The 25,393-nt window shown below is 52.1% G+C and carries 28 protein-coding genes and 1 tRNA gene; 14 read left to right on the top strand and 15 right to left on the bottom strand.

The genetic code is table 11. The annotated features are described in order from the left end of the window. Positions 1 to 416: 416 nt before the first annotated feature. From WC612_08320 to rpmF, 3 genes are read right to left on the bottom strand one after another with little or no spacing between them, the layout of a single operon-like run. Positions 417 to 1,394, bottom strand: a complete 978-nt coding sequence (locus WC612_08320) for a beta-ketoacyl-ACP synthase III (protein ID MFA6280769.1) — start codon at positions 1,392 to 1,394, stop codon at positions 417 to 419. Beyond that, positions 1,394 to 2,491, bottom strand: coding sequence for a phosphate acyltransferase PlsX (gene plsX, locus WC612_08315; protein ID MFA6280768.1), 1,098 nt, complete (start codon positions 2,489 to 2,491; stop codon positions 1,394 to 1,396). Before plsX ends, WC612_08320 begins: the two co-directional genes overlap by 1 nt. Before the next feature lie 24 nt (positions 2,492 to 2,515). After that, positions 2,516 to 2,701 carry a 50S ribosomal protein L32 gene (gene rpmF, locus WC612_08310; GenBank protein MFA6280767.1) on the bottom strand — a complete coding sequence of 62 codons (186 nt, stop codon included), beginning with the start codon at positions 2,699 to 2,701 and terminating at the stop codon, positions 2,516 to 2,518. A gap of 258 nt (positions 2,702 to 2,959) precedes the next feature. Here rpmF and WC612_08305 point away from each other — a divergent pair, with 258 nt between their 5' ends. Continuing rightward, a complete protein-coding gene (locus WC612_08305) occupies positions 2,960 to 3,145 on the top strand; it encodes a hypothetical protein (GenBank protein MFA6280766.1) in 186 nt (61 codons plus the stop codon). A gap of 38 nt (positions 3,146 to 3,183) precedes the next feature. Here the strand turns inward: WC612_08305 and WC612_08300 are convergent, their stop codons facing one another. After that, positions 3,184 to 3,747: a DUF177 domain-containing protein gene (locus WC612_08300; GenBank protein ID MFA6280765.1), complete on the bottom strand. Its 564-nt coding sequence runs from the start codon at positions 3,745 to 3,747 to the stop codon at positions 3,184 to 3,186. Positions 3,748 to 3,827: 80 nt separating this feature from the next. Here WC612_08300 and bamE point away from each other — a divergent pair, with 80 nt between their 5' ends. Together bamE and WC612_08290 are read left to right on the top strand one after the other, a co-directional pair. Continuing rightward, entirely contained in the window at positions 3,828 to 4,295 is a 468-nt protein-coding gene (gene bamE / locus WC612_08295) for an outer membrane protein assembly factor BamE (GenBank protein MFA6280764.1), read from the top strand. Between the two features lie 55 nt (positions 4,296 to 4,350). Next, positions 4,351 to 5,838, top strand: coding sequence for a PAS domain-containing sensor histidine kinase (locus WC612_08290; protein MFA6280763.1), 1,488 nt, complete (start codon positions 4,351 to 4,353; stop codon positions 5,836 to 5,838). Between the two features lie 12 nt (positions 5,839 to 5,850). On the opposite strand, the gene WC612_08285 is transcribed toward WC612_08290, so the two are convergent. Then, on the bottom strand, positions 5,851 to 7,275 hold the full coding sequence (locus WC612_08285; protein ID MFA6280762.1) for a saccharopine dehydrogenase C-terminal domain-containing protein: 1,425 nt from the start codon (positions 7,273 to 7,275) through the stop codon (positions 5,851 to 5,853). 145 nt (positions 7,276 to 7,420) lie between these two features. Beyond that, the gene (locus WC612_08280; protein ID MFA6280761.1) at positions 7,421 to 8,329 is read right to left on the bottom strand and encodes an AAA family ATPase; all 909 of its coding nucleotides are present in this window, start codon (positions 8,327 to 8,329) and stop codon (positions 7,421 to 7,423) included. A gap of 25 nt (positions 8,330 to 8,354) precedes the next feature. Here WC612_08280 and WC612_08275 point away from each other — a divergent pair, with 25 nt between their 5' ends. From WC612_08275 to WC612_08250, 6 genes are all read left to right on the top strand, one after another. Then, the gene (locus WC612_08275) at positions 8,355 to 8,906 is read left to right on the top strand and encodes a DUF1284 domain-containing protein (GenBank protein MFA6280760.1); all 552 of its coding nucleotides are present in this window, start codon (positions 8,355 to 8,357) and stop codon (positions 8,904 to 8,906) included. Between the two features lie 148 nt (positions 8,907 to 9,054). After that, positions 9,055 to 9,627: a polysaccharide biosynthesis/export family protein gene (locus tag WC612_08270; protein MFA6280759.1), complete on the top strand. Its 573-nt coding sequence runs from the start codon at positions 9,055 to 9,057 to the stop codon at positions 9,625 to 9,627. A gap of 3 nt (positions 9,628 to 9,630) precedes the next feature. Further along, on the top strand, positions 9,631 to 10,797 hold the full coding sequence (locus WC612_08265) for a hypothetical protein (GenBank protein ID MFA6280758.1): 1,167 nt from the start codon (positions 9,631 to 9,633) through the stop codon (positions 10,795 to 10,797). Between the two features lie 36 nt (positions 10,798 to 10,833). Then, positions 10,834 to 12,603: a hypothetical protein gene (locus WC612_08260; GenBank protein MFA6280757.1), complete on the top strand. Its 1,770-nt coding sequence runs from the start codon at positions 10,834 to 10,836 to the stop codon at positions 12,601 to 12,603. Between the two features lie 26 nt (positions 12,604 to 12,629). Beyond that, positions 12,630 to 13,418 (top strand): CpsD/CapB family tyrosine-protein kinase, encoded by a 789-nt coding sequence (locus tag WC612_08255; GenBank protein ID MFA6280756.1) that lies wholly within the window; start codon positions 12,630 to 12,632, stop codon positions 13,416 to 13,418. Further along, a complete protein-coding gene (locus WC612_08250; protein ID MFA6280755.1) occupies positions 13,415 to 15,796 on the top strand; it encodes a tetratricopeptide repeat protein in 2,382 nt (793 codons plus the stop codon). Before WC612_08255 ends, WC612_08250 begins: the two co-directional genes overlap by 4 nt. 16 nt (positions 15,797 to 15,812) lie before the next feature. On the opposite strand, the gene WC612_08245 is transcribed toward WC612_08250, so the two are convergent. The 4 genes from WC612_08245 to WC612_08230 form a co-directional block, all read right to left on the bottom strand. Next, entirely contained in the window at positions 15,813 to 17,147 is a 1,335-nt protein-coding gene (locus WC612_08245) for a hypothetical protein (GenBank protein MFA6280754.1), read from the bottom strand. Between the two features lie 126 nt (positions 17,148 to 17,273). Next, positions 17,274 to 18,065, bottom strand: coding sequence for a glycosyltransferase family 2 protein (locus tag WC612_08240; GenBank protein MFA6280753.1), 792 nt, complete (start codon positions 18,063 to 18,065; stop codon positions 17,274 to 17,276). 3 nt (positions 18,066 to 18,068) lie between these two features. After that, the gene (gene folD / locus WC612_08235; protein MFA6280752.1) at positions 18,069 to 18,950 is read right to left on the bottom strand and encodes a bifunctional methylenetetrahydrofolate dehydrogenase/methenyltetrahydrofolate cyclohydrolase FolD; all 882 of its coding nucleotides are present in this window, start codon (positions 18,948 to 18,950) and stop codon (positions 18,069 to 18,071) included. A 5-nt stretch (positions 18,951 to 18,955) separates the two neighbouring features. After that, positions 18,956 to 19,258, bottom strand: coding sequence for a YggT family protein (locus WC612_08230; GenBank protein ID MFA6280751.1), 303 nt, complete (start codon positions 19,256 to 19,258; stop codon positions 18,956 to 18,958). Positions 19,259 to 19,376: 118 nt separating this feature from the next. On the opposite strand from WC612_08230, the gene WC612_08225 reads away from it, so the two are divergent. From WC612_08225 to WC612_08215, 3 genes are all read left to right on the top strand, one after another. After that, positions 19,377 to 19,452, top strand: a tRNA-Ala gene (locus WC612_08225). 190 nt (positions 19,453 to 19,642) lie between these two features. After that, positions 19,643 to 19,879, top strand: coding sequence for a GIY-YIG nuclease family protein (locus tag WC612_08220; GenBank protein MFA6280750.1), 237 nt, complete (start codon positions 19,643 to 19,645; stop codon positions 19,877 to 19,879). A 23-nt stretch (positions 19,880 to 19,902) separates the two neighbouring features. Next, positions 19,903 to 20,250 carry a hypothetical protein gene (locus tag WC612_08215; protein ID MFA6280749.1) on the top strand — a complete coding sequence of 116 codons (348 nt, stop codon included), beginning with the start codon at positions 19,903 to 19,905 and terminating at the stop codon, positions 20,248 to 20,250. A 32-nt stretch (positions 20,251 to 20,282) separates the two neighbouring features. Here WC612_08215 and WC612_08210 read toward each other — a convergent pair whose 3' ends face one another. The 3 genes from WC612_08210 to WC612_08200 form a co-directional block, all read right to left on the bottom strand. Then, entirely contained in the window at positions 20,283 to 20,987 is a 705-nt protein-coding gene (locus WC612_08210; protein MFA6280748.1) for a GNAT family protein, read from the bottom strand. 291 nt (positions 20,988 to 21,278) lie between these two features. Then, entirely contained in the window at positions 21,279 to 21,986 is a 708-nt protein-coding gene (locus WC612_08205; protein MFA6280747.1) for a cell cycle transcriptional regulator TrcR, read from the bottom strand. A gap of 465 nt (positions 21,987 to 22,451) precedes the next feature. Then, the gene (locus WC612_08200) at positions 22,452 to 22,643 is read right to left on the bottom strand and encodes a hypothetical protein (protein MFA6280746.1); all 192 of its coding nucleotides are present in this window, start codon (positions 22,641 to 22,643) and stop codon (positions 22,452 to 22,454) included. Positions 22,644 to 22,721: 78 nt separating this feature from the next. On the opposite strand from WC612_08200, the gene WC612_08195 reads away from it, so the two are divergent. After that, entirely contained in the window at positions 22,722 to 22,910 is a 189-nt protein-coding gene (locus tag WC612_08195; GenBank protein MFA6280745.1) for a DUF1192 domain-containing protein, read from the top strand. Here the strand turns inward: WC612_08195 and WC612_08190 are convergent. Both WC612_08190 and fumC read right to left on the bottom strand, forming a co-directional pair. Further along, entirely contained in the window at positions 22,897 to 23,133 is a 237-nt protein-coding gene (locus tag WC612_08190) for a ribbon-helix-helix domain-containing protein (GenBank protein MFA6280744.1), read from the bottom strand. The two genes, WC612_08195 and WC612_08190, sit on opposite strands and share 14 nt — an antisense overlap. Continuing rightward, positions 23,126 to 24,541: a class II fumarate hydratase gene (gene fumC / locus WC612_08185; protein MFA6280743.1), complete on the bottom strand. Its 1,416-nt coding sequence runs from the start codon at positions 24,539 to 24,541 to the stop codon at positions 23,126 to 23,128. The genes WC612_08190 and fumC overlap by 8 nt, the downstream gene beginning before the upstream one ends. 168 nt (positions 24,542 to 24,709) lie before the next feature. On the opposite strand from fumC, the gene WC612_08180 reads away from it, so the two are divergent. Continuing rightward, positions 24,710 to 25,246, top strand: coding sequence for a hypothetical protein (locus WC612_08180; protein ID MFA6280742.1), 537 nt, complete (start codon positions 24,710 to 24,712; stop codon positions 25,244 to 25,246). Positions 25,247 to 25,393: the final 147 nt, after the last annotated feature.

The following is a 25,393-nucleotide window of genomic DNA, read 5'->3' as shown; positions in this document are numbered from 1 at the left end:
TCCTTCGCTCACTGGAAAAACAAGGTCAAAATACATCGAGGATTGAAGAAGGATCGGCGGAGAAAAATGATCAGCTTTTTGCTCTCAAAATCGTGAATCTACCCACACCTTTTGATCATTATGCCATTTTTTTCCTCATCAATAAAATTGCGCCTACGAACCTAACTTAAACACCTTTTTCCCCGCCGCAAAAGGAGAAAATGCGCGTTAACTATAAGAAAATGTGGTGGTCACAGTTATTGATGCCAAGTCATGGGGTGGTTACACAAAAACAAAATAAAACTCCGTCATCGCGCGAGGCTCAACAGAGTTGACGTGGCAATCCAACTTCTGTGGCCTACGCGGCACAAGACTCATCGCGGCGGGAGGACGTCGCGCAGCTGGATTGCTTCGCTTCGTTCGCAACGACAGAGATTCTATACCCTTACCAGTGCCGAACCCCACGTAAAGCCGCCGCCCATGGCGTTCATAAGGACAAGCTGACCCTTTTGGATTCGGCCATCGCCCACGGCTGTCGCCAAGGCAAGAGGGATAGAAGCCGCCGATGTATTGGCATGACGATCAATCGTCATCACCACGCGCTCCTCCGGCAAGTGAAGCTTCTTGGCAATGCCCTCGATAATGCGGCGATTGGCCTGATGAGGCACGAGCCAATCAACGTCATTCGCCGTCAACCCATTGGCGGCCAAGGCCTCGTCCACAACCTCGGACAGGCGCGTGACGGCATGACGAAAAACCTCGCGCCCGTCCATACGCAAATGGCCGAACGTCCCCGTCGAACCTACGCCGCCATCAACATACAAATGGTCGTACTGGCTGCCATCCGAATGAAGGTGCGTTGAAAGAATACCACAATCCGAAGCAGCGCCTGTCCCTTCGGCTGCCTGAAGAACGACGGCCCCCGCGCCATCGCCAAACAAAACGCAGGTTGTGCGGTCGCTCCAATCCAAAAGGCGTGAAAGCGTCTCGGCTCCGATGACAAGAGCCGTTTTAGCCTGTCCCAAACGAATAAAATTATCGGCCACCGTAAGAGCATACACAAAGCCGGAGCATACGGCCTGCAGATCAAAAACAAACCCTCGCGTGAGGCCAAGATTGCCCTGCACCCGCGCCGCCGTCGAGGGGAAAACATTGTCAGGCGTTGTGGTCGCCACGATAATCAGGTCGATCTCGCTGACATCCACGCCTGCTTGGGCAAGAGCCGCTCTTGCCGCGCTGGTCGCCAGATCTGACGTCTTTTCGTCCTCAGCTGCAATATAGCGCTGAGCGATGCCCGTGCGTTGAATGATCCAGTCGTGCGAAGTTTCAACGCCGCGCGCCGCCAAATCATGATTGGTGACAACCGTTCTGGGCAGAGCGCCGCCACAACCCAAAAGGACAGAGCGCGTCACCATCACAAACCATCTTCCGTCAACGCGATGGAATCAATCGTTATGATTCGTTCTTCTTCAGCCGCGCCATAATGACGCGCCAATTCCTGTCTGATGCGATCATTAAAGCGATGCGCGACAAGATCATGCGCAACGCCAATGGCATTGGCAAAACCTTCGCGATCCGTCCCGCCATGGCTTTTCACGCAAACACCTTGAAGCCCTAAAAACATCGCCCCATTATAACGACGAGGATCAACGCGCAGCCGCATTTTCTTAAGGCAGCCCCGCGCAAACAGATAACCGATTTTCCCCATCAGCGAACTTTTCAACGCTTGGCGAAGCATCTGCGCCATAAACTTGGCCGTACCCTCAGCCGCTTTCAGCGCGATATTGCCGCTAAAGCCGTCCGCGACGATCACATCGACCGTGCCTTCCATGATATCGTTGCCCTCGACATAGCCTTGAAAAACACCCGGCAAAGGCCGATCGCGCAAAATAGCCGCCGCCGTCCGCACTTCGTCATGGCCTTTCATTTCCTCAACACCGATGTTGAGAAGACCAATCGAAGGCTGGGAAACGCCCAAAACGGCATTACAGAAAATCGCGCCCATCAAGGCAAATTGCACAAGATTTTCAGCATCGCATTCAAGATTCGCGCCCAAATCCAGAACCACGCACTCGCCGCGCTGCGTCGGGAACACCGTCGCAATCGCAGGGCGATCAATCCCCGCCATTGTTTTAAGGACAAACTTGGCCATCGCCATCAGCGCGCCCGTATTGCCCGCCGACACGATGCTGGACGCCTCGCCCGCTGCCACGGCATTGATCGCAAGCCGCATGGACGACTGACGCCCTTGCCGCAAGGCCAAAGAAGGTTTCATTTCCGAAGAAATACAAGAGGCTGTATGGCGAAGCTCACAGCAAGCCGCAAGAGAAGGATAACGGGTGAGGTGCGGACGCACCTGTGCCTCATCCCCGAACACGATAAAGGAAAGCTTGGGATAACGCTCATGAGCAAGCGCCGCGCCCGCTATAACCATAGCAGGGCCATCGTCGCCGCCCATAGCATCCAGCGCAATCACCATAGAGGCGTCAGCGGATTTTGGTGCAAGTGTCACGGGGGACCCCCGTTACTGGATTGATTAGGAAGCCGACTTCGACTTGACAACAGCGCGGCCATCGTAGTGACCACAAGCCGAGCAAACATGATGTTGGAGCTTGGGTTCGCCGCAGTTCTTGCACTCGGCAACGCCCGTGGCTTCAAGAGCATGGTGCGAACGACGCATATCACGAACGGACTTCGATGTTTTTCTTTTAGGGACAGCCATAGCATACTCACGAAAAAATAAAGCGCACCACCGACAATCGGCAGCTGCGCGACAAGACAAGGTTTTAGGGCAAAAGCAGAAAAATGCAAGAAAAAAGGGAAAAGAAGGAAAAACAGGTTAAAGAAACCCAAAAAGAGAGGGTTAATGCCCCTTTATGGCCCCGAAATGGGTAGGCCCTTCTTTTTCTTGATGAAAGCATTACGGAATCCTAGAAGGAGACAGGCATCGTTCCGCTCCTTAATAAGAAAGGCTATAAAAATGAACAACCAACAAAAAACAGCAGGATCAAAGAAAGATACGTCGGGAATTTCGTGGCGCGCCGCTGTCGTCCGCCATGAAGGCGTTGAAAGACTGACCCCCGAAGAAAAAACGCGGCTAGAACGGGTTCGCCGAGAAAATGAAATGGAAGCTACAAACCTTTCTTTGCCTAGCCTTTCTTTGTAAGACTAAGGAACAAAGCCTTTTCGCGACCAGCGGAAAAGTCAGTCTTCTGGCTTTTCCGTTTTGTTTTTAAGCCCCTCTAAAACCGTAAAGGGCTTACGAACGACCGAGTCCTCTTCCTTTCCCACAACTTCGACCACACCAAGTGCCGCGCCTTCCTTGCGGGGATAAGGATCAAGCGCCGTCGCCAGATTTTGCGCCGCCAACTCACCCAGATCGATCATGCCGCCAACAATAGGCTCGGGAGGGTCAGCCTCCCCCAGATCGGCAAGGCCGCCTTCGTGATCCTCCTTGATCAGATGGGACGGCGCAAAAAGAACGTCAATCCGCACATCAACTTTCTCTGGCACTGGCTCAAGCGTCACAACGCAGGCCTGCACGACCTCGGCCCTTAGCCTGCCCGTCACGGCAAACATCTTGCCTTCGCGGTCAACATTCAACGTCGCCTCAAAGCGCGATAAATCAAGAAGGGAGAACCTTTTGGCCAGCGCCGCCCGTTCGGTTGGCGTGGCGACAATCCGCTCTTCGATCCCGCCAGCGGGAATCCGGTCAACCTTAAGGGGGCGAGAAAGTTCGGGTTCAGGGAGGGGGAGCAGCGTCTTCATGGATCGGGCCTTCTTAGGTTATAGAGAAAATTCAAGATTTAGCTTCTTTTCCCTTCACCTCTTACACAATTGAAGGCATTATGGCCACTATGATTCGTCGCCTCTTTTCTGCCCTGTCCGCAAGTTTACTTTTGGCTGGTCTGTGCGCTTGCGCACCAACCATGGCCAACCGCGGCCATATGGTTGATGTGGATAAGCTGAGTGAGATCAAAGTGGGGGAAAGCACCCGCGAGGACGTTGTCCGTATTATGGGCAGCCCCACGCAAATCAGCACTTTTGACGAGAAAACATGGTACTACTTCGGACGCAGCACGAAGCAGTATTCCTTCCTTGATCCTGAAGTCATCGAACAAAAAGCCCTTGAAGTTCGCTTTAACGATGAAGGCATCGTTGTTGCAGACTCTGTACTTGATCCTACTGCGGCCCGCGCTATCGAACCCATTGATCGGCGCACCCCCACCTATGGCCACGAAACAACCATCCTTGAACAACTCATCGGCAATCTTGGACACCCCGGTGGTATGTCAGGGAAAGAATCCAAAAAATAACACGTTCTCTTCGCTAGCTTCTCCTCCCTCCCTTTTCGGTTAGACCTCTTTTCCCATGACCGCAAAACCAAATCCACTAAGTCCGCCGACCAAGCCTCCCTCTACAGGGCCCTCTTATGAATTTTTGGGTGGGATCGCTTTGGTTGGGCTTGGCGTCACAATCGCACAGTTCTTTATGCTGCGTGATAAAGCCAATTACTTGACGCATGCGCAAACGCCCCATGCCGAATTTTTCTCGATTTTGCCCTATTTGCTTCTTTTCGTCGGGACGGCTCTGACCCTTGGTCTTGTCCTGTACCTATATGTCACCGGATCGCGCGGCGCCAAGATTTCTTCGCTGGCGCTGTCTTTGCATAAAGCGAATGCCGAGCTCAACCGCAAGATTACCGAAGAAAAAAAGATGGCGCACGCGCTGCGCGAAAGCGAACAGAAGTATCGCGCTATTTTTGAAAACGCGGGCATCGGAATCTGTCAAATCGCGCCCAGCGGCGAATGGATGAACGCCAATAGAACGATCGCACAAATCTTGGGCTTTAAAGGCACACAAGAGCTTCTTTTGGCCCAACCCGACTTGCATGGAAGCCTTTTTGTTGATCCCCACGTTCGTCACGATTGGTTTTCGCGCCTTGAGGAAGCGACACAACAGGGCCATGAGGTTGAGCTTAAAACAAACACAGGCAACAAAGTTTGGGTCAATATGACGGGCCATGCCGTGCGCGACACGATGGGAGATATCATGCATTTCGAATGCACGATGTTCGACATCACGGAACGCCGCAAGGCCGAGATGGAGCTTCTCCGTACCAAGGAAGAGGCCGACTTCGCCAACCGAAGCAAGACCGAGTTTTTGGCCAACATGAGCCATGAGCTTCGCACGCCGCTCAACGCCATTATCGGCTTTTCAGAGATCATTCGCGATCAACTTTTCGGCCCCGTGGGGCAAGCGCAATATGTCGAATATGCTGGCGATATTCACGACAGCGGCCAACTCCTCCTCTCGCTCATCAACGATATTCTGGATATGTCCAAGATTGAGGCGGGCAAACGTGAGCTGGCCGAAACAGTGATGAGCGTCGAAGATGTTGTGCGCTCTGTCTCACGCCTTGTCGCCGCGCGTGCCAAGGCCGGAAAGGTCAAGCTGACCGTCTCGATCCCTTCCGTTTTTCCTTTTTTCCGCGCCGAGGAACGCGCGATCAAACAGATTTTGACCAACCTGATGACCAACGCCATCAAATTCACGCCCGAAGGCGGCACGGTGGCCCTATCGGCGCAAATGAATCCTAACGAAGAGATGATTATCAGCGTGAAAGACACGGGCATCGGCATGTCCGCCGAGGAAATTCCCATCGCCATGTCGCCCTTTGGCCAGATCGAAAGCGCACTCAGCCGAAAAAATCAGGGCACGGGCCTTGGCCTTCCCCTCACCCGCGCCCTTGTCGAGCTACACGGCGGCATGCTCTCGCTTGAAAGCGAGGTCGGCAAAGGCACGACCGTTTCCCTTACCTTCCCCAAGGCGCGCCTTATCCAAAAGGCTGGATATTAGGCGCGCAAGAAATTATTCAACGCGCATATTCTTGAATTGCCAAGGATCGCTCAAATCCACATCCTCATCGAATAAGATGCTCCGATCTTTCAGGGGAGTCCAATCACCCCACACCCCGACAACCTCGCCAAGATAAGGCATGACAATTTCCAAAATACGGTCGAAATCCATATGTTCAGGTTCAACAATACCTGCGTTCGGATTTTCCAAAGCCCATATCATTCCGGCAAGAACGGTGCTCGTCACCTGCAACGAGGTAGCATTATTATAGGGTGCTAAAGCGCGCGCTTCTTCAATTGTCAGGCGCGATCCATACCAATAAACGCCCTTTTCATGCCCCATCAGCAAAACACCAAGTTCATCCATGCCTGAAGCAATTTCATCCATCATCAATCGCTGGCGCTCTTGTAGCTGACCATTCTTACCATTGAGTTCGTGGAGCGATAAAACGGCATCGTCGCAAGGATGATAGGCATAATGACAAGTCGGGCGATAAACGGCACGACCCTGATCAAACGCCGTAAGATAATCCGACAGGGAAATGCTTTCATTATGCGTAACCAAAAACCCGTAATACGCCCCTTCCAAAGGCGTCCAGCTTCTGACTCGCGTCAAACGACCCGGCCTGTCTAAATAAATCGCATGGTGCGAGTTCTCTTTGCATTCTGCTCCATCAGGAGGCATCTCTTTTTCATGCGTGCCCCAGCCTAGCTCAGCAGGCTGACACCCCTCGCTATAAAAACCATCAATAGACCAAGTGTTGACGAATTCGCCTCGCGCCTTGGGACAATTGGCCACTTGCGTGTCGCGCTCGGCGACATGAATGGCTTTAATGCCCAATTGCTGCGCTAACGCAGCCCATTGTTCGCGCGATTGAGGCAGGGCAACAGACAACCCGACATCCTTGGCCATCAGCAAAAGCGCCTGTTTCACGAAATGAGAGACCAACCCCGGATTCGCCCCATGAGTCAAAACGGCTGTAGGTCCCTTGATATGACTTGGCACTAACGCCAACGCCGACTCACGAAGAGCATAGTTGGATCTGTCCGAAACCGACAAAGAAGGGTCCGTATAGAAACCGCTCCACGGTTCAATGCAGGTGTCGATGTAAAGGGAACCCGTTTCCTGACAGAGCTCGATCAAGGCAACACTAGAGACATCAACAGAAAGATTGACAAGAAAATCGCCTTCATGAAGGCGGTTGGCAAGGATACTTCGGTAATTTTCACGCGTCAGGGGAGAGATAATATGCTCAATCCCATAAAGGGCTGCCTCAACAGCACCACGTTCATCAGCCGTTATGATCGTAATCTGGCTCGGCTTGATATCTAAATGACGCAGAATGAGGGGCAAGACGCCGCCGCCTATACTGCCACAACCAATCATAACGACATTATTCCCAAAAGGAATACGGTTTTGACCAATCGACGTGTTCACTTTATGCGATCCCTCCAATGATACCGAGACGGCATCGTGTTGATGATTATTTTTTGAGGTCGCTCCGTTACTCCCATTTAAAGGCGAGCGCGACTCTTTTTTTAATTTCAGGGAAGAGGGTTAAGATTTTACCAACAAAGGGGGATTAAATTCCCACCTTAGCCGCACGGATAGCCGTCAGATACGGCTCAATATCGGCAACAAGGTTGGTAAGGCGCCACGTGTCAGGCAGGGCGCGGAAAGCACTAAGCCCCATGCGGCCACGATCCTGTGCAACCTCGGCCACTGTTTCGGCGCTGATCACAGGCTTATCCTCGGAAAACGCATAGACCATCGCCTGATCGCACAGCAGGTTGATGAGGCGCGGCACGCCGCCTGTAAAATAATGCACCGCCGCACAGGCAATGTCGTCGAACAGCGCGGGCGCGCCGCCCACAACGCCAAGGCGGTGGCGAATATAGGCCGCCGTCTCAGCAGGTTCTAAAGCGTCAAGATGGCAATGGACGGCGATGCGTTGGACAAATTGGCGCAGCGCATCTGTCTTCAGCGTTTTGAGAAGCTCTGGCTGCCCCAGTAAAACAATTTGCAGCATCTGGTCTTTTTCGTTGTTGACGTTCGAGAGCATGCGAAGCTCTTCTAGCTGCGAGGCGCTAAGGTTCTGGGCCTCGTCGATAATCAAAACCGTGCGCTTGCCCGTGGCATACTGCGCGAGCAAAAAATCAACAAAGCAGTGATAGAGTTTCGCCTCATCACGCTCGTTCACATCCAGATCGAAGGCCATCGTGATCCAGTCCAAGAGACGGCCAATCGTCTGGCTGGGGTTCGTAATCACGCCGACCGTGACATCGTCCCCCACATTTTTTAGGTAGCGGCGAAGGATCGTCGTCTTGCCCGCGCCCACATCGCCCGTGATCACCAAAAAGCCCGCTTGCGTCAAAATGCCATAGTCCAGCAAAGTAATGGCGCGCTGATGCCTTTTGCTATAGAAAAGGAAATCCGAATCCGGCAAAAGCGAAAAGGGTTTAGCCGTCAGGCCATAAAAACTTTCGTACATCCTTCAAACCACGCCTTGTTCATTCATGAAATCAGTGATCACACTACGCGGCCACCATCTGCTTTGTCTTTTGACCTATGTCGGGGCGGGCTATTCAGAAAAGTTCAAAGAAAATTTCAACGCTATCGTCAAAGCGCTAAACCACGGCCACCCTGCGCGCATCGTAGCGGGTTATGACTCTATTTGCCATAACGAAAGCATTTTCTTTGCCTGCCCTCACATGGACTCTCAAAAATGCAAGAACATTCATGAGCAGGAAATGGATCGGCTTGCTCTGGCCGATTTATCGCGCCATATCGGCAAACCGCAAAAATGGGAGCTGGGCAGCCGCCTTGCCCTCACCGAGCCGTTGACCCAAAGGATGCGCAGCGCCTTTGCCAAAGGAGCCATCAGACGGGCATGCCGCAGCTGCCCATGGGAATCCCTATGCACCCAAATAGCCCAAGATTCTTTTCATCAAGCGAAACTATTTTCGCCCTTGGCCGTGAGAAAAAACACGCCCCTTTCGCCCTTGCCCAAGACGCTTGTCATTCTTCCTTCTAACCCCCCAAAAGACAAAGAACTTTTTATGGGTTAATTGGTTAACGTTTTTGGTTTCTTACATGAGAAAAAAGTGTTAACTTATTGAAAAGCTGAAAAAACACTTGACTTTTTTTATTAATTTCTGTAGGATTTATAGCCTTTGTAGGCACGGCGTTTGACCTGATTTTTATAAGGAGACCAAGATGCGTTTTGTTATTTCACTGTTCCTTGTTTTGACTATTTTCACGACCCTTCCCTTCCCCGCGCAAGCTGCCGACCCCGCCTTCACCATTCGCGCGGGCGACGTGTTGCAAGTCACCGTCTGGAAAGAAGAAGGCCTAGACCGCGAAATCGTGGTTCTGCCCGATGGCTCTATTACCTTTCCGCTGGCCGGTACGGTCAGCCTCATCAACCTGACCCCCACCATGGCACAGGAATTGATCAAAGAGAAATTGAAGACCACGATTCCCGAAGCTTCCGTCTCGGTGATCGTCAAAGCCCCCCTAGGCCACACGATCAATGTCATGGGACAAGTCGCCAAGCCCGGAGAAATCGTCATGGGACGCAGGCTCACTGTTATGCAGGCGCTTAGCCAAGCAGGTGGCCTGACAACCTTTGCCAACGAAGGCGGGATCAAAATCCTACGCCGGATAAACGATCAGGAAACATCGATCAATTTCCCCTATGACGATGTTGCCGATGGGGATAATCTGGACAAGGACATCACGCTGATGCCCGGTGATGTTATCGTAGTTCCAACGGCGGGGCTTTTCTAAACCATGGCGCTTGCCCTCCCCTTGCGGCTAACTTCCGCTACGCTTTTGCTGGCCGCGCTTACGTTTATTCCCTGTGCACAGGCGGGCAATTGGCGCTTTGAGCCTGCCTTCTCACAAGGTGGCTCATGGGAGTCTAATGCCCTGATGCGCACGCGAAACCCTGTTGAGCTGTATGGCTCAATCACGTCCGTCAGTCTTAACGCTTTAAGCCAAACGCCCACCGCCGAGGTAAGCTTTGCCAATACGGTCAAGCAAAACCTGTTCAACGAAGCGACTTATAACTCCACGGATTTTCACAATCAAACTCAACTCCTCAAACGCTGCACACAGTGGGAGGCTCTTCTGGGGGCAAGTGGCGATTACGACACAACTCGCACCAGCGAAATAACGAGTTTGGGCACAAACACGAAAGCCGTGCGGCATTGGGGTCTTTCCGTTTCCCCTGAGCTTTCCTTTATCGCCAACGCCACCAACAAAATTTCGGTGTCTACATCAGCCGCCGTTTCGCGCTATGACGATAAGGTTTATACCAACTACAATCTTTACGCGGCGGCAACGACATGGACTCATGCCTTTACGGCCGACACGTCCGGCCTTTTCGCTCTCAACGCGCGGCGCTATCAAACACAAAACAACATTGATGAAACCGTGGATAGCCTAGGCCCCAATTTTGGCCTTAACATCACCCTTACGCCGCGTTTAACCACGCGCCTGATGGCGGGTCTTGAAGCCTCTAAGCAAGACCGCACCGGCAGCCCCAACGCGTCATGGGAGTGGAGCTCTGTTTATTCTGCGGCCTTAAATTACAAGGGGGCACAGGACACGCTTTCCCTAGGCTCAAAACGCGCCCAGCAGCCTTATAGCAACGGAACGTCGTCCCTGCTCACTTCCGTTTACGTGCAAGAAAATCACGCGCTCAGCAAGTTGTTTTCTCTTGTCATCGGCGGCGATTACGCACGGGCCGAACAATCCGGCATTATCACCACATCAACCCTAGAAAACAAGATTGGCGGCAAGGCTGGCCTTGTCTATCACGCGTTTGAAGATATAGACGTGGATGCAACCTATCGCTATCGCGAAGAGAGCTATCGCGGAACCAGTAACAAGGCCAAGGACAATGCCGCCATGGTCACGATCTCTTACCGCCCTTTAATCAGCGGGGCCCCATGAGCCACGCCCCTCTTTCCCTCTTTGGAGACAATACCCATGGATGAGCTTCCCCTTTCCGAATACTTTTCGATCCTTAAACGTCGCTATAAGCTCTTTGCGCTGACCTTCGGCCTGCTTTTAATTATGAGCATGATTTTCGTCGCGCTTTATTCCACTTATCAATCAAGCGCCACCGTTGAAATTGAAGCCTCAGAAATCCCAGAAGGCATCTCTGCTTCAGCCGGAACCAACCCCGCTAATGTGCTTGAAGCGCTGGCCGACCTGCGCATCAGCCGTCTGCAACAAAAGGTGCTTTCCACAGGCTCGCTTATCGAGATTATCACCAAGTTCAACCTTTACCCCAAAGCGCGCGCGAACACGCCTATCGATCTTGTCGCCGACGACATGCGCAAAAAGATCAAGCTGGATCTTGTAAGCACTTTGCTTGCCAACCCAGCCTCGGCGCAGAAAGCAACGGCGGGACAGCTTTCGGCCATCGCGTTCACCTTGAGTTTTAAATATAAAGATCCCCTTTTAGCCCAACAGGTCACCAACGAGCTGATCACCCGCTTTTTGGACGAGGATTTGAAACAGCGGCGTTCTCAAGCCGAGGAAACAAGCGCCTTCCTAGACGCGCAAATCAAACAGCTTGAAGAAGCCATGGTCGAGCAAGAGAAAAAGATTGCCACGTACAGAGGCGAAAGCGGCGATACGCGTCCCGAAGCGCTGATGTTTAATCAACAGGCCGGAGCCTCCGTCGCCATTAGCTTGCAAAATATCGAAAGCCAGATTGCCTCCAACGAAGGCACCATTGGTGCTTTGCACGCGCAATTGTCGGCTGTTGATCCTTATTCTCGCGCCTTTGCCGATGGCTCTGTTTTGGCTTCGCCTGCCTTGCAGTTGAAAGCCTTGCAAACAAAATACGCCACGCTCTCTGCCCAATATGGCCCTGCCCATCCTGACGTGATCAAAACAGGCCGACAAATCGAGGCCCTTAAAGGCCAAGTGGGGACATCCGTTGATCAGTCTGAGCTTAATGCCAAAATCACCGATATCCGCACGCAGTTGGCAGCCGCCGAGAAAACCTATGGCCCTGAAAATCCCGATGTGCAGTCACTTAAACGACAATTGGATGCGCTTCAAAAAACAAAGACATCTCAACCCGCCCAAAGCCTGTCGTCCGATTCAGTTAAGCAAGACGCCGACAACCCCCCCTATCTAAGCATTGTCGCGCAGTTGCGCTCGGCTGAAGGACAACGCAAAGGGCTAGCGGCGCAGCGCAGCTCTCTTTTGGCGCAACAGGAAAAGTACAAACAAGCCGTGATAGGCAATCCCGTTGCGGAACAACAAATGGCATCACTCGCTCGCGATTATGATAACGCGCAAATGCGCTATCGCGAGCTTAGAGCCAAGAAAATGACCGCCGATATGAACCTGCAAATGGAACGTGATCGCAAGGGTCAAAAGATGAGCATCATTGACCCGCCTGAGCTTCCTGATGATACGAAGCTGCCCCGCCTCCTTCTTTTGCTGGCGGGCTTTATCCTGTCCATTTTTGGCGGTTTAGGAAGCGTCATCGCCGCCCAGATTCTAGGCCAAAGCGTTCGCGGCCCCTATCATTTGGCCTCATTAGTCGGCGTCGCCCCACTAGCCAGCGTCCCATACCTTCAAACGCAAGTCGAAGTCAGTCGTGTTCATAAAAATAAACGCTATGCCATCGGCCTTACGGCCTTCGTCCTCGTCGTCATTGCGGCCATTGTGTCGTTTTCTCTTATGCCCTTTGACAAGATTTGGTCCTTCTTGACCGGCCTTGTCGGGCTTTCGTAATTCTTTTGAAAGGCGTGGAACTCCCCATGGATAAACTTGAAAAGGCCATGCAAAAGGCAAGGCAAGAACGCTCGTTGAACGTGACCATGCCTCATGGCGCGGCGGCAGGGAATGCCGCCGCCCACCATGCCCCGCCCCGATTAAAGAGCAATAAAGCTTTAATCGACATCACCGACGATCAACTGCAACGTTCGCGCATTTTGGCGCACCGCTCACGCAGTCCAGAAGCGGATGTGTTTCGTTTGCTGCGCACGCAGGTTTTGCAGATCATGGCGCGTGAAAAATACAAGACACTGGCCATCACCAGCCCCAATTATGGCGATGGCAAAACAACCATCGGTCTTAATCTGGCGTTTAGCATCGCGCTGGATTTGAAACAAACCGTTTTGATGGCAGATTTGGACTTGCGCAAACCCAATTTGCACGAATTTCTTGGCCTGACTCCTGCGGTGGGCCTCAGTGATTACTTGCTGCACGACACGCCGCTGCCCGATTGCCTTTTGCGCCTTTCTTTTGAACGGCTGGCTCTTCTCCCTGCTGGTGCTCCCCTTGATGAATCGTCGGAAGCGCTGGGCCTACCCAAGATGGCCGCGCTCGCGCACGAGATGAAGACACGCTACCCCGACCGCCTGGTTATCTATGATATGCCGCCCGTTCTGGCACAGGACGATTCCTTGGCCTTTGTTCCGCATGTCGATGCGGTTCTGGTGGTTGTGCGCGAAGGGAAGACAAAAACGGATGACGTAACCCGCACCCTTGAACTTCTTGCCTCGGCCAATATTATCGGGATCGTTTTGAATGAGACTTTATCATGAAGCCAATAGCCGCCTTTCTTATTGTCGTCGCCCTTTTTCTTTCTGGTTGTGACAAGCCAGAACAAAAAGCCGCACGTTACATTGAGCGCGGCAACGCTTATTATGAACAAGAAAACTACGTCAAAGCTCGCCTTGAGTACAAAAATGCCGCCCAGCAGCTGCCTGCCAGCGCTGAAGTACGATATCACCTAGGCCTCGTTGATGAGGCCGAGGGCGATTTTCAAAATGCCTTTGCCAACTACAGCCATGCCGAGGAACAAGACGCGCATTATGCGCCAGCGCTGCTAAAACTTTCGCAGTATTTCATGGCGGGCGACCAGCATGAGCAGGCGCTTAAACGACTGAACACCGTCCTATCCTCCGCGCCCAATAACGCCGAGGCGCACGCCCTCTTAGGTGCGGTCTATTTGCGCCAGAAGAAATTGGACGAGGCGGAAAAAGAAGCCCTTTCCGCGCTTCAAAAAGAGCCTGCCAATATAACGGCTACGTCCGTGCTAACAGGCCTTTACAGGGAAAAAGGCGATGAAGCCAAAGCCGTCTCTGTTTTAGAGGAGGGACTGAAAAACAGTCCCAAGAATGTTTCTCTTTTACTTCTAAAGGCCGCTTTATACGAAAAATCGAAGAACCTGCCAAAAATCACCGAAGCCTATGAAACCATTTTTAAACTGAAGCCCAACGAGTCACGCTATCGCCTTTCTCTGGCGTCCTTTTACGCCAAGGCTGCCGACCTTGATGGCGCCGAAAAACTCCTGCGCAAAACGGCCACGGATTTCCCCGAAGACTGGGACATCAAACATAAACTTGTCGATTTTCTGGACAACGCGCGCGACCTTGAAAGCGCCGAGCAAGAAATCCATGCTATCATGGAAAAACATCCCGATCATAATGAACCCTATTTCTGGCTGGCCGATTTGTACATGGCGCATAAGGACACGGATCGCGCCGCGGCACTGTTAGAAAAAATTGTCATTAAGGACACCCAAAGTCCGGCCAGCCTTAACGCCAGCGCAACCCTTGCCCGCCTTCATGTCACGAAGGGCGACAGAGCCTTGGCGCAGAAATTAGTGGCCACGATTTTGGAAAAGAATGCCGGCCATGCCGACGCGCTTTTTATTCGTGCGACGATGGCGTTTGACGATGGAGCCTATCAGGCCGCCGTGACCGATCTTCGCTCGATCATCCGCGACAATCCCAAGACCATTAGCTCATACCAGCTCCTAAGCGAGGTTTTGTTGTCACAAGGAAGGCTTGACCTTGCCCTTGATACGCTTGAGCAACTGCTGGAACACAACCCTGACAACATCCCTGCGCGCGTTCGCCTCGCCCAAATGATGGAAGCCAAAGGAAACGCCAAACAGGGCCTTGAGCATTTGGCGCTTGTGACCAAAGCGATGCCAAGTTATGCCATTGGTTGGGAAAGCACCGCTCGCCTTGCCATCAGCGCCCAAAACTGGCCGCTGGCCGAAGAGGCTCTTGAAAAACTTCAGGCCTTTGAAGGGCAGACCCTCACCGCAACTTTCCTAAAAGGCAGAATGCTTGCGGCACAAGGCAAGACGGAAGAAGCCATCGCCCATTTCCAACAGATCATTAAGGCAGAACCTCTTTCTCCTTTGGCCGAGCACGCCATGGGGTCTTTTGTCGCTTTGGAGGAAAAGGCCGAACGGCCTCAATCCATCATTGATTTTATCCAAAGCCTTCCTGAAAAAAGCGTGTTTGCCCTGACCTCTCTTGGGGAAAGTTATCTTAAAACGAACAAGCCCCAAGAGGCTGCCGCCGCTTTTGATCAGGTGATCGCTACGGGTGCGCACAATCCCAAACCCTATTTGGGACGCGCCTTTCTTTTAACCAAGGAAAAGCAGATCGACAAGGCCATCGCCGTTTTAGAAAAAGGCATGACCGCTAATCCTGCGGACTACAAAATTCCGTTGACGATCGCCGGTCTTTATGACGAGAACGGCCATTCGGATGAAGCCATCGCGCTGTATGAAAAGCTATTGGCGCGTAATCCAGACCTTAACGTGGCCGCCAACAATATGGCGCAAAGCATTGCGGATCATCGTTTCAATGACTCGGCAGCATTGGAAAAGGCGCGGCTAGCCGCTGAACGATTTATCAGCTCGCCTAATCCTTTGCTGATGGACACGCTGGCGTGGGTCTATTTCCGCCAAGGCAAGCTGGATCAAGCACTCACCATTATGGATCGTGCGATGGCCGCTACGCCTCCGCTGCCCGCGCAGATGTATTATCACTATGGTGCGTTAATGGCGAAACGGGGCGACAAGCCCCGCGCCAAAGAGGCGTTAGAAAAGGCCGTGGCGATGGGCGAAACGTATGCGGGGGATAAAGAGGCGAAGGAATTGCTGGAAGAGCTAAAGTAAAAAAGTGGGCACAGGCTTAAAGTCTTAAAGCCGGAGGCTTGGCCCCCTGATGGGATTTTATTCTAGAGGCGTTAAGGGCAACTCTTTGCACCTTCTTCGTCACCATTTCCTGCCCAATAAGCTCATCAATTATCGCCGAAGTTTCGTGGGCCACCCCTGCAAACCGGAAACAGGCTCTATACGTTGGCTCTTCCCCATTTATCTTGAAAAACTCACGGATAGATTCATTAGGAAATCCTTTTTTTGCCAGATGATTGCGCTGACGAATGGCGCGATCCACACCTGCCGGCCCAAAAGCATGCGCCAGCCTAGGAAAACCATCTCCCAGCATTTTAAGAAATTCCATGGCCTCTGGATCGTCTTGGTACTTGGCCCATGTTTTTTGCTTGATACCCTGAAGACGAAACGCCGTAAACATGCCCGCAACAAACCGATCATTGCGAAGGCTCTCAACCTTGTCCTTCAAAAGAGGTTTTTTTATTCCTTTAACATGCAAGGACTGGTTTTTGTGGTCGCGTCGGTACCCCTCATCATCAAACAGGAAAGAACCGTTTTTTGTTTTGATATAAGGCAATATATGCTCGACATCGTCGGCCACGGACTTACGAAAGGGCCGAACTAATTTGACAAAGCTGTCGCCATAACAAAGGAGGCTGTCCAAAAAGGTCGGCATTTTAACTTGGAGAACGTCCTTGCCCGCCTTTGGATCCGTTCCCATTGACGATTCAAAGGCACTAAGGGTCATGCTCTTTGTTATAGAAAACCCTGTTATTTCTTCTACCAAAGCAAAATCATCAATCAGCCCACTTTCTCTAGCTTGATCAACGGTTGAAGGCAGTTGCTTGCGCATCGTCTCCGCTTTTTTCTGAACATTCGCTCCAACAGCGGGGGTTTTTTCTAGATATGCGGCCAATTGGGAAGGCATCTTGCCCGCCTCTTTGTTAACAGAAATGGCAACGAAAGTGCTTTCCTCAGCCTCTGTTATGGCCTTCATTTCGGCTTCCACAAGGTTCTGCCTACGGATCGCAGCAATTGCATCAGCTGCTTTAACAGGCGATTCCTTAGATTGATGGACTTGATTCGAAGGTGTGGATGGCTGTGGCTGCACTGCCAGAGGCGGTGGTGTCGTTATGCCAAGGGCCTTATCAACGCCCTTTTGAATAACCCATCCAGCATAGGAGGAAACTGTCGGGGGGGCGGTCAACTGTTTTGAATAAGAATGAAATCCAAGAGCCGACGCATAAAGCGTCACACAGGCGGCAACGCCAACCATGCTGTTCGTGAGAAGCAAACGAAAAGAATTTTTAGAAAACTGAACTCGTCCTTCTTGCGGGGCGGGTTTACGGGCCATTTCAATCCTAACTTTAAAAAAATTTCAACTAACGCATTATACTACAAAAGTGGTTTAAATTATGTTCAGACATTACTTTCGGGGTCACATTCCCGCCCTATTTCAATAAAAAACGACCCGATATACTTACTTTTTAGTTAATTCCTGCGCTTTGACATAGGACAGGAAAGGATAAAGCCCCGCGCACACCGCGATCACGATACCCAAAGCGCCCTCGCGGTAACCTTTTCGCAGAACGTAGCATTTATAAAAACGCCCCAAAATCCGCGCCACGTTCTTACGAAGCGTGCTGCGGTCGCCCTCCTCAACCATGTCGCGGGCATGAAGGGTCGTGTAGCGATCAAGCCGCTGGATCATGTCCGAGACATCATTGTCCACATAATGCGCCATGCGGGTTGTCAAGGCCTCGCCCGCAACGCCATCCATAAGGACTTTGGGATGCACGCGCTGCGCGCCCCAATGCTTGATGCCCTTACGGTACAGGATCGCCTTGGCACTCACGCCAAAGCTTGCGCCCCAACCATAGCGCACCAGACGATCCCCTATATAATTGTCGAACGGGATGCGCCAAAAGGCCACGCCTTGCTCTCCGGCGGCCTCACGAGCTTTTAAAACCGAGCGTATTTCTTTTGCCAAGGCAGCGGGCACACGCTCATCCGCGTCCACCTCAAAAACCCAGCGTCCCGCGCAAGCCGCTTGGCCCGCTTGACGCCTTGCGCCTTCGATCTCCCACGCGCCTTCGATGATCTTAGCGCCGCGCCCCGCCGCAATGTCGCGTGAGCCATCGGTGCAACGGTCAAGCACCACCACAATTTCATCACAAAAGGAAAGGCCATCAAGGCAGGTCGCCAGCTGCGCCGCCTCATTATGCGCCACCACAAGGGCGCTAAGCTGCAAGGGGGCAACAGCGGCGGCCATCGCCTACCAGCCCCAGCCGTTTTGCATCATCGTCGCCTGCATCGTGTTTTGCATCAGGCATGCGATGGTCATCGGCCCCACCCCACCCGGAACAGGCGTGATCGCTAAGGCGCGTTCCCGCGCCACATCAAATTCCACGTCGCCGCATAGTTTATGCTTGCCCGTTTCGGGATCCATCACGCGGTTGATGCCAACATCGATCACAACCGCGCCTTCTTTGATCCAGTCACCCTTGATAGCGGCGGGCTTGCCAATGGCCGCCACAAGGATATCGGCAGCAAGGCATTCCTCGCGCAGGTTTTGCGTGCGCGAGTGCGCTATGGTCACCGTGCAACTGGACTGAAGCAGCATCAGCGCCATCGGCTTGCCAACGATGTTCGAGCGCCCCACAACCAGAGCCTTCTTACCGCCAAGATCAGAAATCGTATCGTTGAGCATCATCATGCAGCCCAAAGGCGTACAGGGCGCAAGGCTCATCAGTCCCGTCGTCTGCCGGCCGACATTAACGGGATGGAAGCCGTCCACGTCCTTAATGGGATCGATCGCGTTGATCACCGTGCGTTCATTGAAATGCTCAGGCAAGGGAAGTTGTACAAGGATTCCATTAACTTGAGGGTTGTTGTTAAGCTCATTGATAAGCGTCAAAAGCTCCATCTCGGTCGCCGAAGAGGGGAGCGTGTGGCTATAAGAACGAAAGCCAACCTCTTCGCACACGCGGTTCTTGTTGCGCACATAGACCTGACTGGCAGGATCATCCCCGACAAGGATGACGGCCAAGCTTGGCACAACGCCGCCCTGACGCTCCTTCATATCCAAGGCATGTTCGGCCAGACCCGCGCGAATCTGTCCCGCCATCGCCAAACCATCGATCAAACGTGCGGTCATGGGGGTCAATAAGCCAAAAGATGGGCGAGGAAGGATTGGATGAACATGATCGCAAAGATCAAAACAACGGGAGAAAGATCAAGCCCACCAACCAAGGGAATAAAACGACGAATGGGACGCAAGAGCGGCTCGGTCAGACGAGAGCAAAGTTCCCCAATACTTTGAACAAACCGATTGCGGTTGTTAACAATGTCAAAAGCGACAAGCCAGCTTAGCACAGCGCTAACAATCAAGACCCAAATATAGAGGCCAAGGACAAGCTTCGTAATCTCGATTAAAGCGGCAAAAAGCGACATTAGAACGGACATAAGCCCTCCTTCTCTTCGTGGAACTGCACCTAGGTTAATCGTTAACGATAAGAATGGCAAGGGAAGCTTGACAACCTTGCCGCGCCCTATCATAAAGACCCTCGCCGTTTGGTAAAACGGGCCTGTAGCTCAGCTGGGAGAGCGCGTCGTTCGCAATGACGAGGTCGTCGGTTCGATCCCGATCAGGTCCACCAGTCTTCGCTTGCTTCGCAAGCTACGCCTCGGCAAGCCGAGCAATAGAAGACGAAGCAAGCGAAGACTGTCGCGGCGTAGTTCCGAAGGAACGCAGCCGGACTGGTTCCACAAAATCTGAACTATTATAATGGCGAAGCCGGGCTGATTGCCGCGCTTGCTACGCCTCGGCAAGCCAGTTATTATCCTTTGATGAAATATGTCTATATTCTTACTTCGCAACAAGGCGAACATTTTTATGTTAGCGTGACCGATGATTTGAAATCCCGCCTAAAAAGACACAACGCAGGCGAGGTTCCTCACACCTCAAAATATAGACCTTGGATTTTAAAAAGCTACATTGCCTTTTCTGATATTGATCAGGCTTTCGCTTTTGAAAAATACCTCAAATCCCATTCAGGCCGCACCTTTGCGAAGAAGCGGTTGTGAACAAACTAGTGAGAGGAACAGAGATGACATCATCCGTTCAAAAATGGCTGGAAGACATGAAAACGATCTGGCTTGAAAAGAAGCCAGATCTCATTGCAGCTATACTGGCGACAAAGCTGGAATATTATGAAAATCCTTTCGAACCCCCCCTCACTTCAATCGAATCGGTCGTTTCAGCATGGCAGGGGATAAAAAATCAAAATATTGAATATGTTGAAATAGAAATTCTTCATGAGAGTCCGGAAGGTATAGGAACAGCTATCTGGAAATTTAAGGAAAGAAACAGTACAGAACACATAGGATGCTATTTCTTGAAGCTAGACAAAAAGGGAAAATGTTCCTATTTCCGTCAATTTTGGAATTCACGATAACAAAATTTTGTCCACCTTCGCTCGCTTTCTGCTCACCCACACGCACAAGACGGCTTCCAGTCACGCACAGAAAAAACAAGCGTATCCTTGCCGTTCCCCTTGGGATCGTCCTTGCCACGAAAACCCGTTTGAGCAAACCCAAGTTTATGGGCAAATCGCTGAGCAGCACGATTGCCGCGCTGCGTGTCCGTGAGCGCTTCTATGTGCGCCACAAAATGTTTGTAACCAGCAACCCGCTGTGACCACGCCATATATTCCTTGACGGCCACAAGAAATGTTTTGCTCTGCAAACAGGGATTCTTATAGACGGAAAGCTCGGCTTGGTTAGGTTCAACCGTTCTCTCTAAAACCGAAAGGCCGACAACCTGTTTTGAGGCATTATGCCACAACAAAGCGATATGGCGTCCGCTAATTCCCTTCTCCACATCCTTTTCTGTCTGGCGACGACGAAGAAGATTGGGCAACCCCACAGCCGCGGCCACAGGTAAAATCTGATGGATCCCAAAAGGAAAGTCACGAAGTGTGAACATAATATCTCGCGCTTCTTTCCTATATTCTTTTTTTGATTTTTTACGCAACCCGTCTTGACGGGAAAGCATATGGGCTTTTCCACGCAGGACATCATTAAAAAAGCGACGCATAGGAAGGCCGTCACCCCTACTTATCTCTTTCCACATAAAGTGATTGGGTTTATCCAAATCCATTTCCGATAGCTGGATGACAAATGGGTTTCGCATGTTTTTCTCCTCAGAATAAAATAGAAGAAAACAGTACAAACCGATGTCGTGAACGTCAAATAGTTTCCCAAGGATGTTAGCCCATTAACCAAATAAAAGGCCGTCATTGCGAGCTACCAACGGGAGCGCGGCAACCTGCCTTGCCGAAGCTGCGTCAGTAGCGTAGGCGGGCGCAAATGCGGAATGACGGCGTTTTTTAATTTTCATCACGTGGTTATGCAAGATGTCTATTAAAAAAGCCAAAGAGGTGTGCTCTTTGGCTTTTTTTTGGTGAAGCAGAAAGGGGAGAGATTACCCCAAGCTCTTTTCCATATCTTCTGGTGCGACGTCGGGTTGTTGCCCGTCGCTGCCGCCAAAGGTCACGAACGGCTCATGGCGGTTTTCCGAAGGCGCATCAAAATCCTTGAAAGGCGATGTGCTTTCTGGTTGTGCCATCGGATCGGTTGGCACAATGCCCGCCGCCTTTTGCTCACGTGCCACGCGGCGCGAGGCGCGTTTCAACGCGGCATCCAGATCGGTTTGCTTGCAAAGGCCAAGCAACACAGGGTTGCGTGGCTTGATGTTTGTCGCGTTCCAGTGCGACTTTTCACGCACCTTGGCAATGGTGTCCTTGGTCGTGCCCAAAAGACGCGCAACCTGCGCGTCCAAAAGCTCAGGGTACGTTTTGATAAGATAGGAAATGGCATCGGGCTTGTCCGCACGTTTGGACACGGGCGTATAGCGGGGTCCCTTGGCGCGTGTGACAGGCTGGGGCAGCTCACTGCGCGTCATCTTCAGATGAGCGCGGCTGTCGCCCTCACAGCGCTTGATTTCCTCAGCGGTCAGCTGACCGTTCATCGTGGGGTTCAATCCCAAGATGCCCGTTGCGACATCGCCATCGGCAATCGCCTGAACCTCTAACTTGTGCAGACCGCAGAACATGCCGATTTGATCGAACGTCAGCATCGTATTTTCAACCAGCCATACGGCGGTAGCTTTTGGCATCAAGGGCAAAGACATAGAGGACTCTCCAATCACAAATAAAAGGCAAGATTTCGCGTCATCCGGTCGCACGAAACAACCGGACGATCCAAAAGCAAAAAGTTTTTCTGGATCGATTAGAGGCGGCCTTCTTCAAAGGAGAAAGCTCGCGTCTTGCCTTCCATCATAACAAGATGGCCAAAAGATTCCAGCCCTAAATAGCGAAGAAATGATCGTTATATATCAGATAGGTGGACCCCACCTCTGCTCAATTATACCACGAAGCGAATGAACAAACCTATCCGAAAAAACAAGGAAACGGGATCCCCGCTTTCGCGGGGATGACGGATAAGAGGCAAGTGATCGTGCATAACATCGCTATTTAGCACCAATATCTTTGCATCACTCACTCGTTATCTCCATCCTCACAACAAACACCACGTCATCCCCGCGAAAGCGGGGATCCCGTTTGGTTTCTTCATGATTTATTTAGGAAGACGGGGCTTATTCAGAATCGCAGCTGCACCACTCGCCAACGCAAATGGCGTTATGGCCTTCTGAAACGGGCTGCGTGTAAATAAGCCCTCGCTCCTTTTCGCCCATGACGGCGTTTGTCGTCACGCCTGCCGGATAGTCCGGCTTTGAAGAACAGGCCGCGAGAACTAAAAACAATCCCATAAGAGCTATTCGTTGCATGATCTGCTTTCCTCTCTTATTCTGATAAAGTTCAGCATAGCATAAGGTTGCTTGCCAAACTATCCCTTTGGTGACCCCATGATCAACCCCGATGACCTTGACCCGCCCCGCCCTGCCCCAAAACCTGTCGATTTGCAGGGACTTTCGATTCAGGATTTGAAGGAATACATCCGCTCGTTAGAGGCCGAAATCGACAGCGCCGCGGCCATGATCGAGTACAAGGAATCCCACAAGTCCGGCGCAGAAAGCCTGTTCAAGATTCCTTGATAACCTTCAACACATAAAGCCTAAGTGCGCTGGAGAGGTTGCCTGTCCGCGCAGCGTCGATCTCGGCAACCAGTTGGTTGACGGACAGGCCACGCTTTTTTGCTATGACGCAAAGCTCCTCCCAAAAGGCAGGCTCTAACGACACGCTGGTGCGATGCCCCGCGATCAAGACCGAGCGCTTAAGGTTCGCACTGCCGCCTTCTTGGGCAAAACCATCAATCAAGCGGATGCACCATGTCTTGCGGGCGGATCAGGCGGCCGTAATCTTCCGCCGTCAACAGGCCAAGCTCGACCGCGACGGCCTTGAGCGTCTTGCCTTCCTTATGCGCTTTCTTCGCGATCTTCGCCGCGTTGTCATAGCCAACATGCGGGTTGAGCGCCGTCACCAGCATGAGGGACTGCGACACCAGCGAGGCGATGCGCTCTTCGTTCGCAACGATGCCAACAACGCAATTATCCGTAAAGCTGTTCGCCACATCGGTAAGCAGCCGGATGGACTGCAGCACGTTAAAGGCGATGACGGGCTTAAACACGTTCAGCTCAAAATGGCCGTTCGCACCGGCGACGCTGACGGTGACATGATTGCCCATCACCTGCGCCGCGACCATCGTCATGGCTTCCGACTGCGTGGGGTTCACCTTGCCTGGCATAATGGACGAGCCCGGCTCATTCTCTGGCAGAGAAATCTCACCAATGCCGCAATTGGGGCCAGAGGCGAGGAGGCGAATGTCGTTTGCGATCTTCATAAAGCTCACCGCAATCGTGTTCATCATGCCCGACGCCTCAACCATCGCGTCACGGCTGGCCAGCGCCTCAAACTTGTTGGCCGCAGAAGTAAAGGGCTTGCCCGTGATCTGCGCGATATGCTCGGCGAACTTTTCGGCAAAACCTTTCTTGGCGTTGAGGCCCGTGCCCACCGCCGTGCCGCCCTGCGCGAGGGGATAGAGGCGCTTCATGGAATCGCGTGCGCGCTCAATGGACAATTCCAGCTGCATCGCATAGCCCGAAAACTCCTGCCCCAACGTGAGGGGAACGGCGTCTTGCAAATGCGTGCGCCCGATCTTGACGATAGGTTCAAACGCCTTGGCCTTGTCGTCTATGGCTTTATGGAAATGCTGAAGCGCGGGGATCAGCTCGTCCGTGATCATCTGCACCGCCGCAACATGCATGGCCGTGGGAAACGCGTCATTCGTGCTTTGCGCCTTGTTGACGTGATCGTTGGGATGAACGGGTTTCTTGCTGCCGATCTCACCACCCAAAAGCTCAATTGCACGATTGGCGATCACCTCATTCACATTCATGTTGGTCTGCGAGCCAGAGCCCGTTTGCCACACAACCAAGGGGAACTCACCGTCCCACTTGCCCTGATAGACCTCATCCGCCGCCTGCACGATGGCATTGCCAATCGTCGCGTCCATATTGCCACAATCCATATTGGCCAGCGCAGCGGCCTTCTTAACCGCGCCAAAGGCCCTCATAAGCGGGGTTGGCATACGCTCACCCCCAATGCGGAAATTCATCAAACTGCGCCCCGTCTGTGCACCCCAATAATGGCCTGCGGGAACCTCTATGGGCCCAAAAGTGTCATATTCTGTGCGTGAACCGGTTTTGGGGGCAGCAGCAAGAATCATTTTTCTCTCCTTATTGATAGTTGGATTTTCTATAAACCGAAGTTTATAACACCATCTGCCAAGATTTGGCCATGATGTTCTGGTTTGATAGCGCCCATGATCCACACTTCCTTTTCTTTGCCACGTGCCTTTTTTATAAAGGCCCTCTGTTGCTGCGGAATCCTTTTGTTGTGCGCTGCAACAAAGGCATGGGCAGACGACGTTGAAAAAATAACAGGCATTCCCTGTGTGCAAGACAATGGCGTTTTGTCCATTAATGGGCAAAACGTGGCTTTGTGGGGCGTTGATCTTTTGGCCCCCGATCAACAGTGTTGGCAGGGAGATGTTTCTTGGGGCTGCGGCGAGGACGCCATGTCCGCGTTGAAACACTATGTTGGCAATAAAACGGTCGAATGCACGATTAAACAATCCGCCGTCGATGACGCACCCGCCTTGGCTCAATGCTTCCGGTTTAGGGGGCCCAAAGCGCAAGACATCGCCGAACATCTAATCTTAAAAGGATGGGCGATAGAACGCGTGGCCGTATCGGGGGGAAAGTACTATGCCGCCGAGCAAAAAGCACAAACAGGCAAATACGGTATTTGGACAAGTCGTTTTCAGACCGCACAAGACTGGCGCGATGGCATTCAGCGTTTTGTGGGGGATGAACCTGATGGGGATGAAGACATGCCCCACGCCCCAAGCGAGCCTTCAGAACAAGAGTAAAACCAGCGACCATAAGAAAGAACCTGTGAAGATAAAAAGTGGCATAATGATCAAAAAGGTGTGGGTAGATTTCGTATAAGTTTATGATAGATTTGAGGAAAAGGGAGTTTTTGAAGGTGTCACAACAAAAACTGTCCGAAGTGTGGA

This window comes from Bdellovibrionales bacterium, assembly GCA_041662785.1.
Classification (GTDB): Bacteria; Pseudomonadota; Alphaproteobacteria; order UBA9219; family UBA9219; genus UBA8914.
Note: the sequence above shows the minus strand (reverse complement) of the source record. Positions and strands in the feature narration are given on the sequence as shown.

Excerpts from the sequence above, each read along its gene's own strand:
- WC612_08220 (MFA6280750.1), top strand. The coding sequence starts at position 19,643 with ATGAAATATGTCTATATTCTTACTTCGCAACAAGGCGAACATTTTTAT.
- WC612_08270 (MFA6280759.1), top strand. The coding sequence starts at position 9,055 with ATGCGTTTTGTTATTTCACTGTTCCTTGTTTTGACTATTTTCACGACC.
- WC612_08215 (MFA6280749.1), top strand. The coding sequence starts at position 19,903 with ATGACATCATCCGTTCAAAAATGGCTGGAAGACATGAAAACGATCTGG.
- folD (MFA6280752.1), bottom strand. The coding sequence starts at position 18,950 with ATGACCGCACGTTTGATCGATGGTTTGGCGATGGCGGGACAGATTCGC.
- WC612_08265 (MFA6280758.1), top strand. The coding sequence starts at position 9,631 with ATGGCGCTTGCCCTCCCCTTGCGGCTAACTTCCGCTACGCTTTTGCTG.
- WC612_08245 (MFA6280754.1), bottom strand. The coding sequence starts at position 17,147 with ATGGCCCGTAAACCCGCCCCGCAAGAAGGACGAGTTCAGTTTTCTAAA.
- WC612_08320 (MFA6280769.1), bottom strand. The coding sequence starts at position 1,394 with ATGGTGACGCGCTCTGTCCTTTTGGGTTGTGGCGGCGCTCTGCCCAGA.
- WC612_08240 (MFA6280753.1), bottom strand. The coding sequence starts at position 18,065 with ATGGCCGCCGCTGTTGCCCCCTTGCAGCTTAGCGCCCTTGTGGTGGCG.
- WC612_08205 (MFA6280747.1), bottom strand. The coding sequence starts at position 21,986 with ATGTCTTTGCCCTTGATGCCAAAAGCTACCGCCGTATGGCTGGTTGAA.
- WC612_08200 (MFA6280746.1), bottom strand. The coding sequence starts at position 22,643 with ATGCAACGAATAGCTCTTATGGGATTGTTTTTAGTTCTCGCGGCCTGT.
- WC612_08255 (MFA6280756.1), top strand. The coding sequence starts at position 12,630 with ATGGATAAACTTGAAAAGGCCATGCAAAAGGCAAGGCAAGAACGCTCG.
- fumC (MFA6280743.1), bottom strand. The coding sequence starts at position 24,541 with ATGATTCTTGCTGCTGCCCCCAAAACCGGTTCACGCACAGAATATGAC.
- WC612_08250 (MFA6280755.1), top strand. The coding sequence starts at position 13,415 with ATGAAGCCAATAGCCGCCTTTCTTATTGTCGTCGCCCTTTTTCTTTCT.
- bamE (MFA6280764.1), top strand. The coding sequence starts at position 3,828 with ATGGCCACTATGATTCGTCGCCTCTTTTCTGCCCTGTCCGCAAGTTTA.
- WC612_08290 (MFA6280763.1), top strand. The coding sequence starts at position 4,351 with ATGACCGCAAAACCAAATCCACTAAGTCCGCCGACCAAGCCTCCCTCT.
- WC612_08280 (MFA6280761.1), bottom strand. The coding sequence starts at position 8,329 with ATGTACGAAAGTTTTTATGGCCTGACGGCTAAACCCTTTTCGCTTTTG.
- WC612_08305 (MFA6280766.1), top strand. The coding sequence starts at position 2,960 with ATGAACAACCAACAAAAAACAGCAGGATCAAAGAAAGATACGTCGGGA.
- WC612_08195 (MFA6280745.1), top strand. The coding sequence starts at position 22,722 with ATGATCAACCCCGATGACCTTGACCCGCCCCGCCCTGCCCCAAAACCT.
- WC612_08275 (MFA6280760.1), top strand. The coding sequence starts at position 8,355 with ATGAAATCAGTGATCACACTACGCGGCCACCATCTGCTTTGTCTTTTG.
- WC612_08300 (MFA6280765.1), bottom strand. The coding sequence starts at position 3,747 with ATGAAGACGCTGCTCCCCCTCCCTGAACCCGAACTTTCTCGCCCCCTT.
- WC612_08210 (MFA6280748.1), bottom strand. The coding sequence starts at position 20,987 with ATGCGAAACCCATTTGTCATCCAGCTATCGGAAATGGATTTGGATAAA.
- rpmF (MFA6280767.1), bottom strand. The coding sequence starts at position 2,701 with ATGGCTGTCCCTAAAAGAAAAACATCGAAGTCCGTTCGTGATATGCGT.
- WC612_08230 (MFA6280751.1), bottom strand. The coding sequence starts at position 19,258 with ATGTCCGTTCTAATGTCGCTTTTTGCCGCTTTAATCGAGATTACGAAG.
- WC612_08260 (MFA6280757.1), top strand. The coding sequence starts at position 10,834 with ATGGATGAGCTTCCCCTTTCCGAATACTTTTCGATCCTTAAACGTCGC.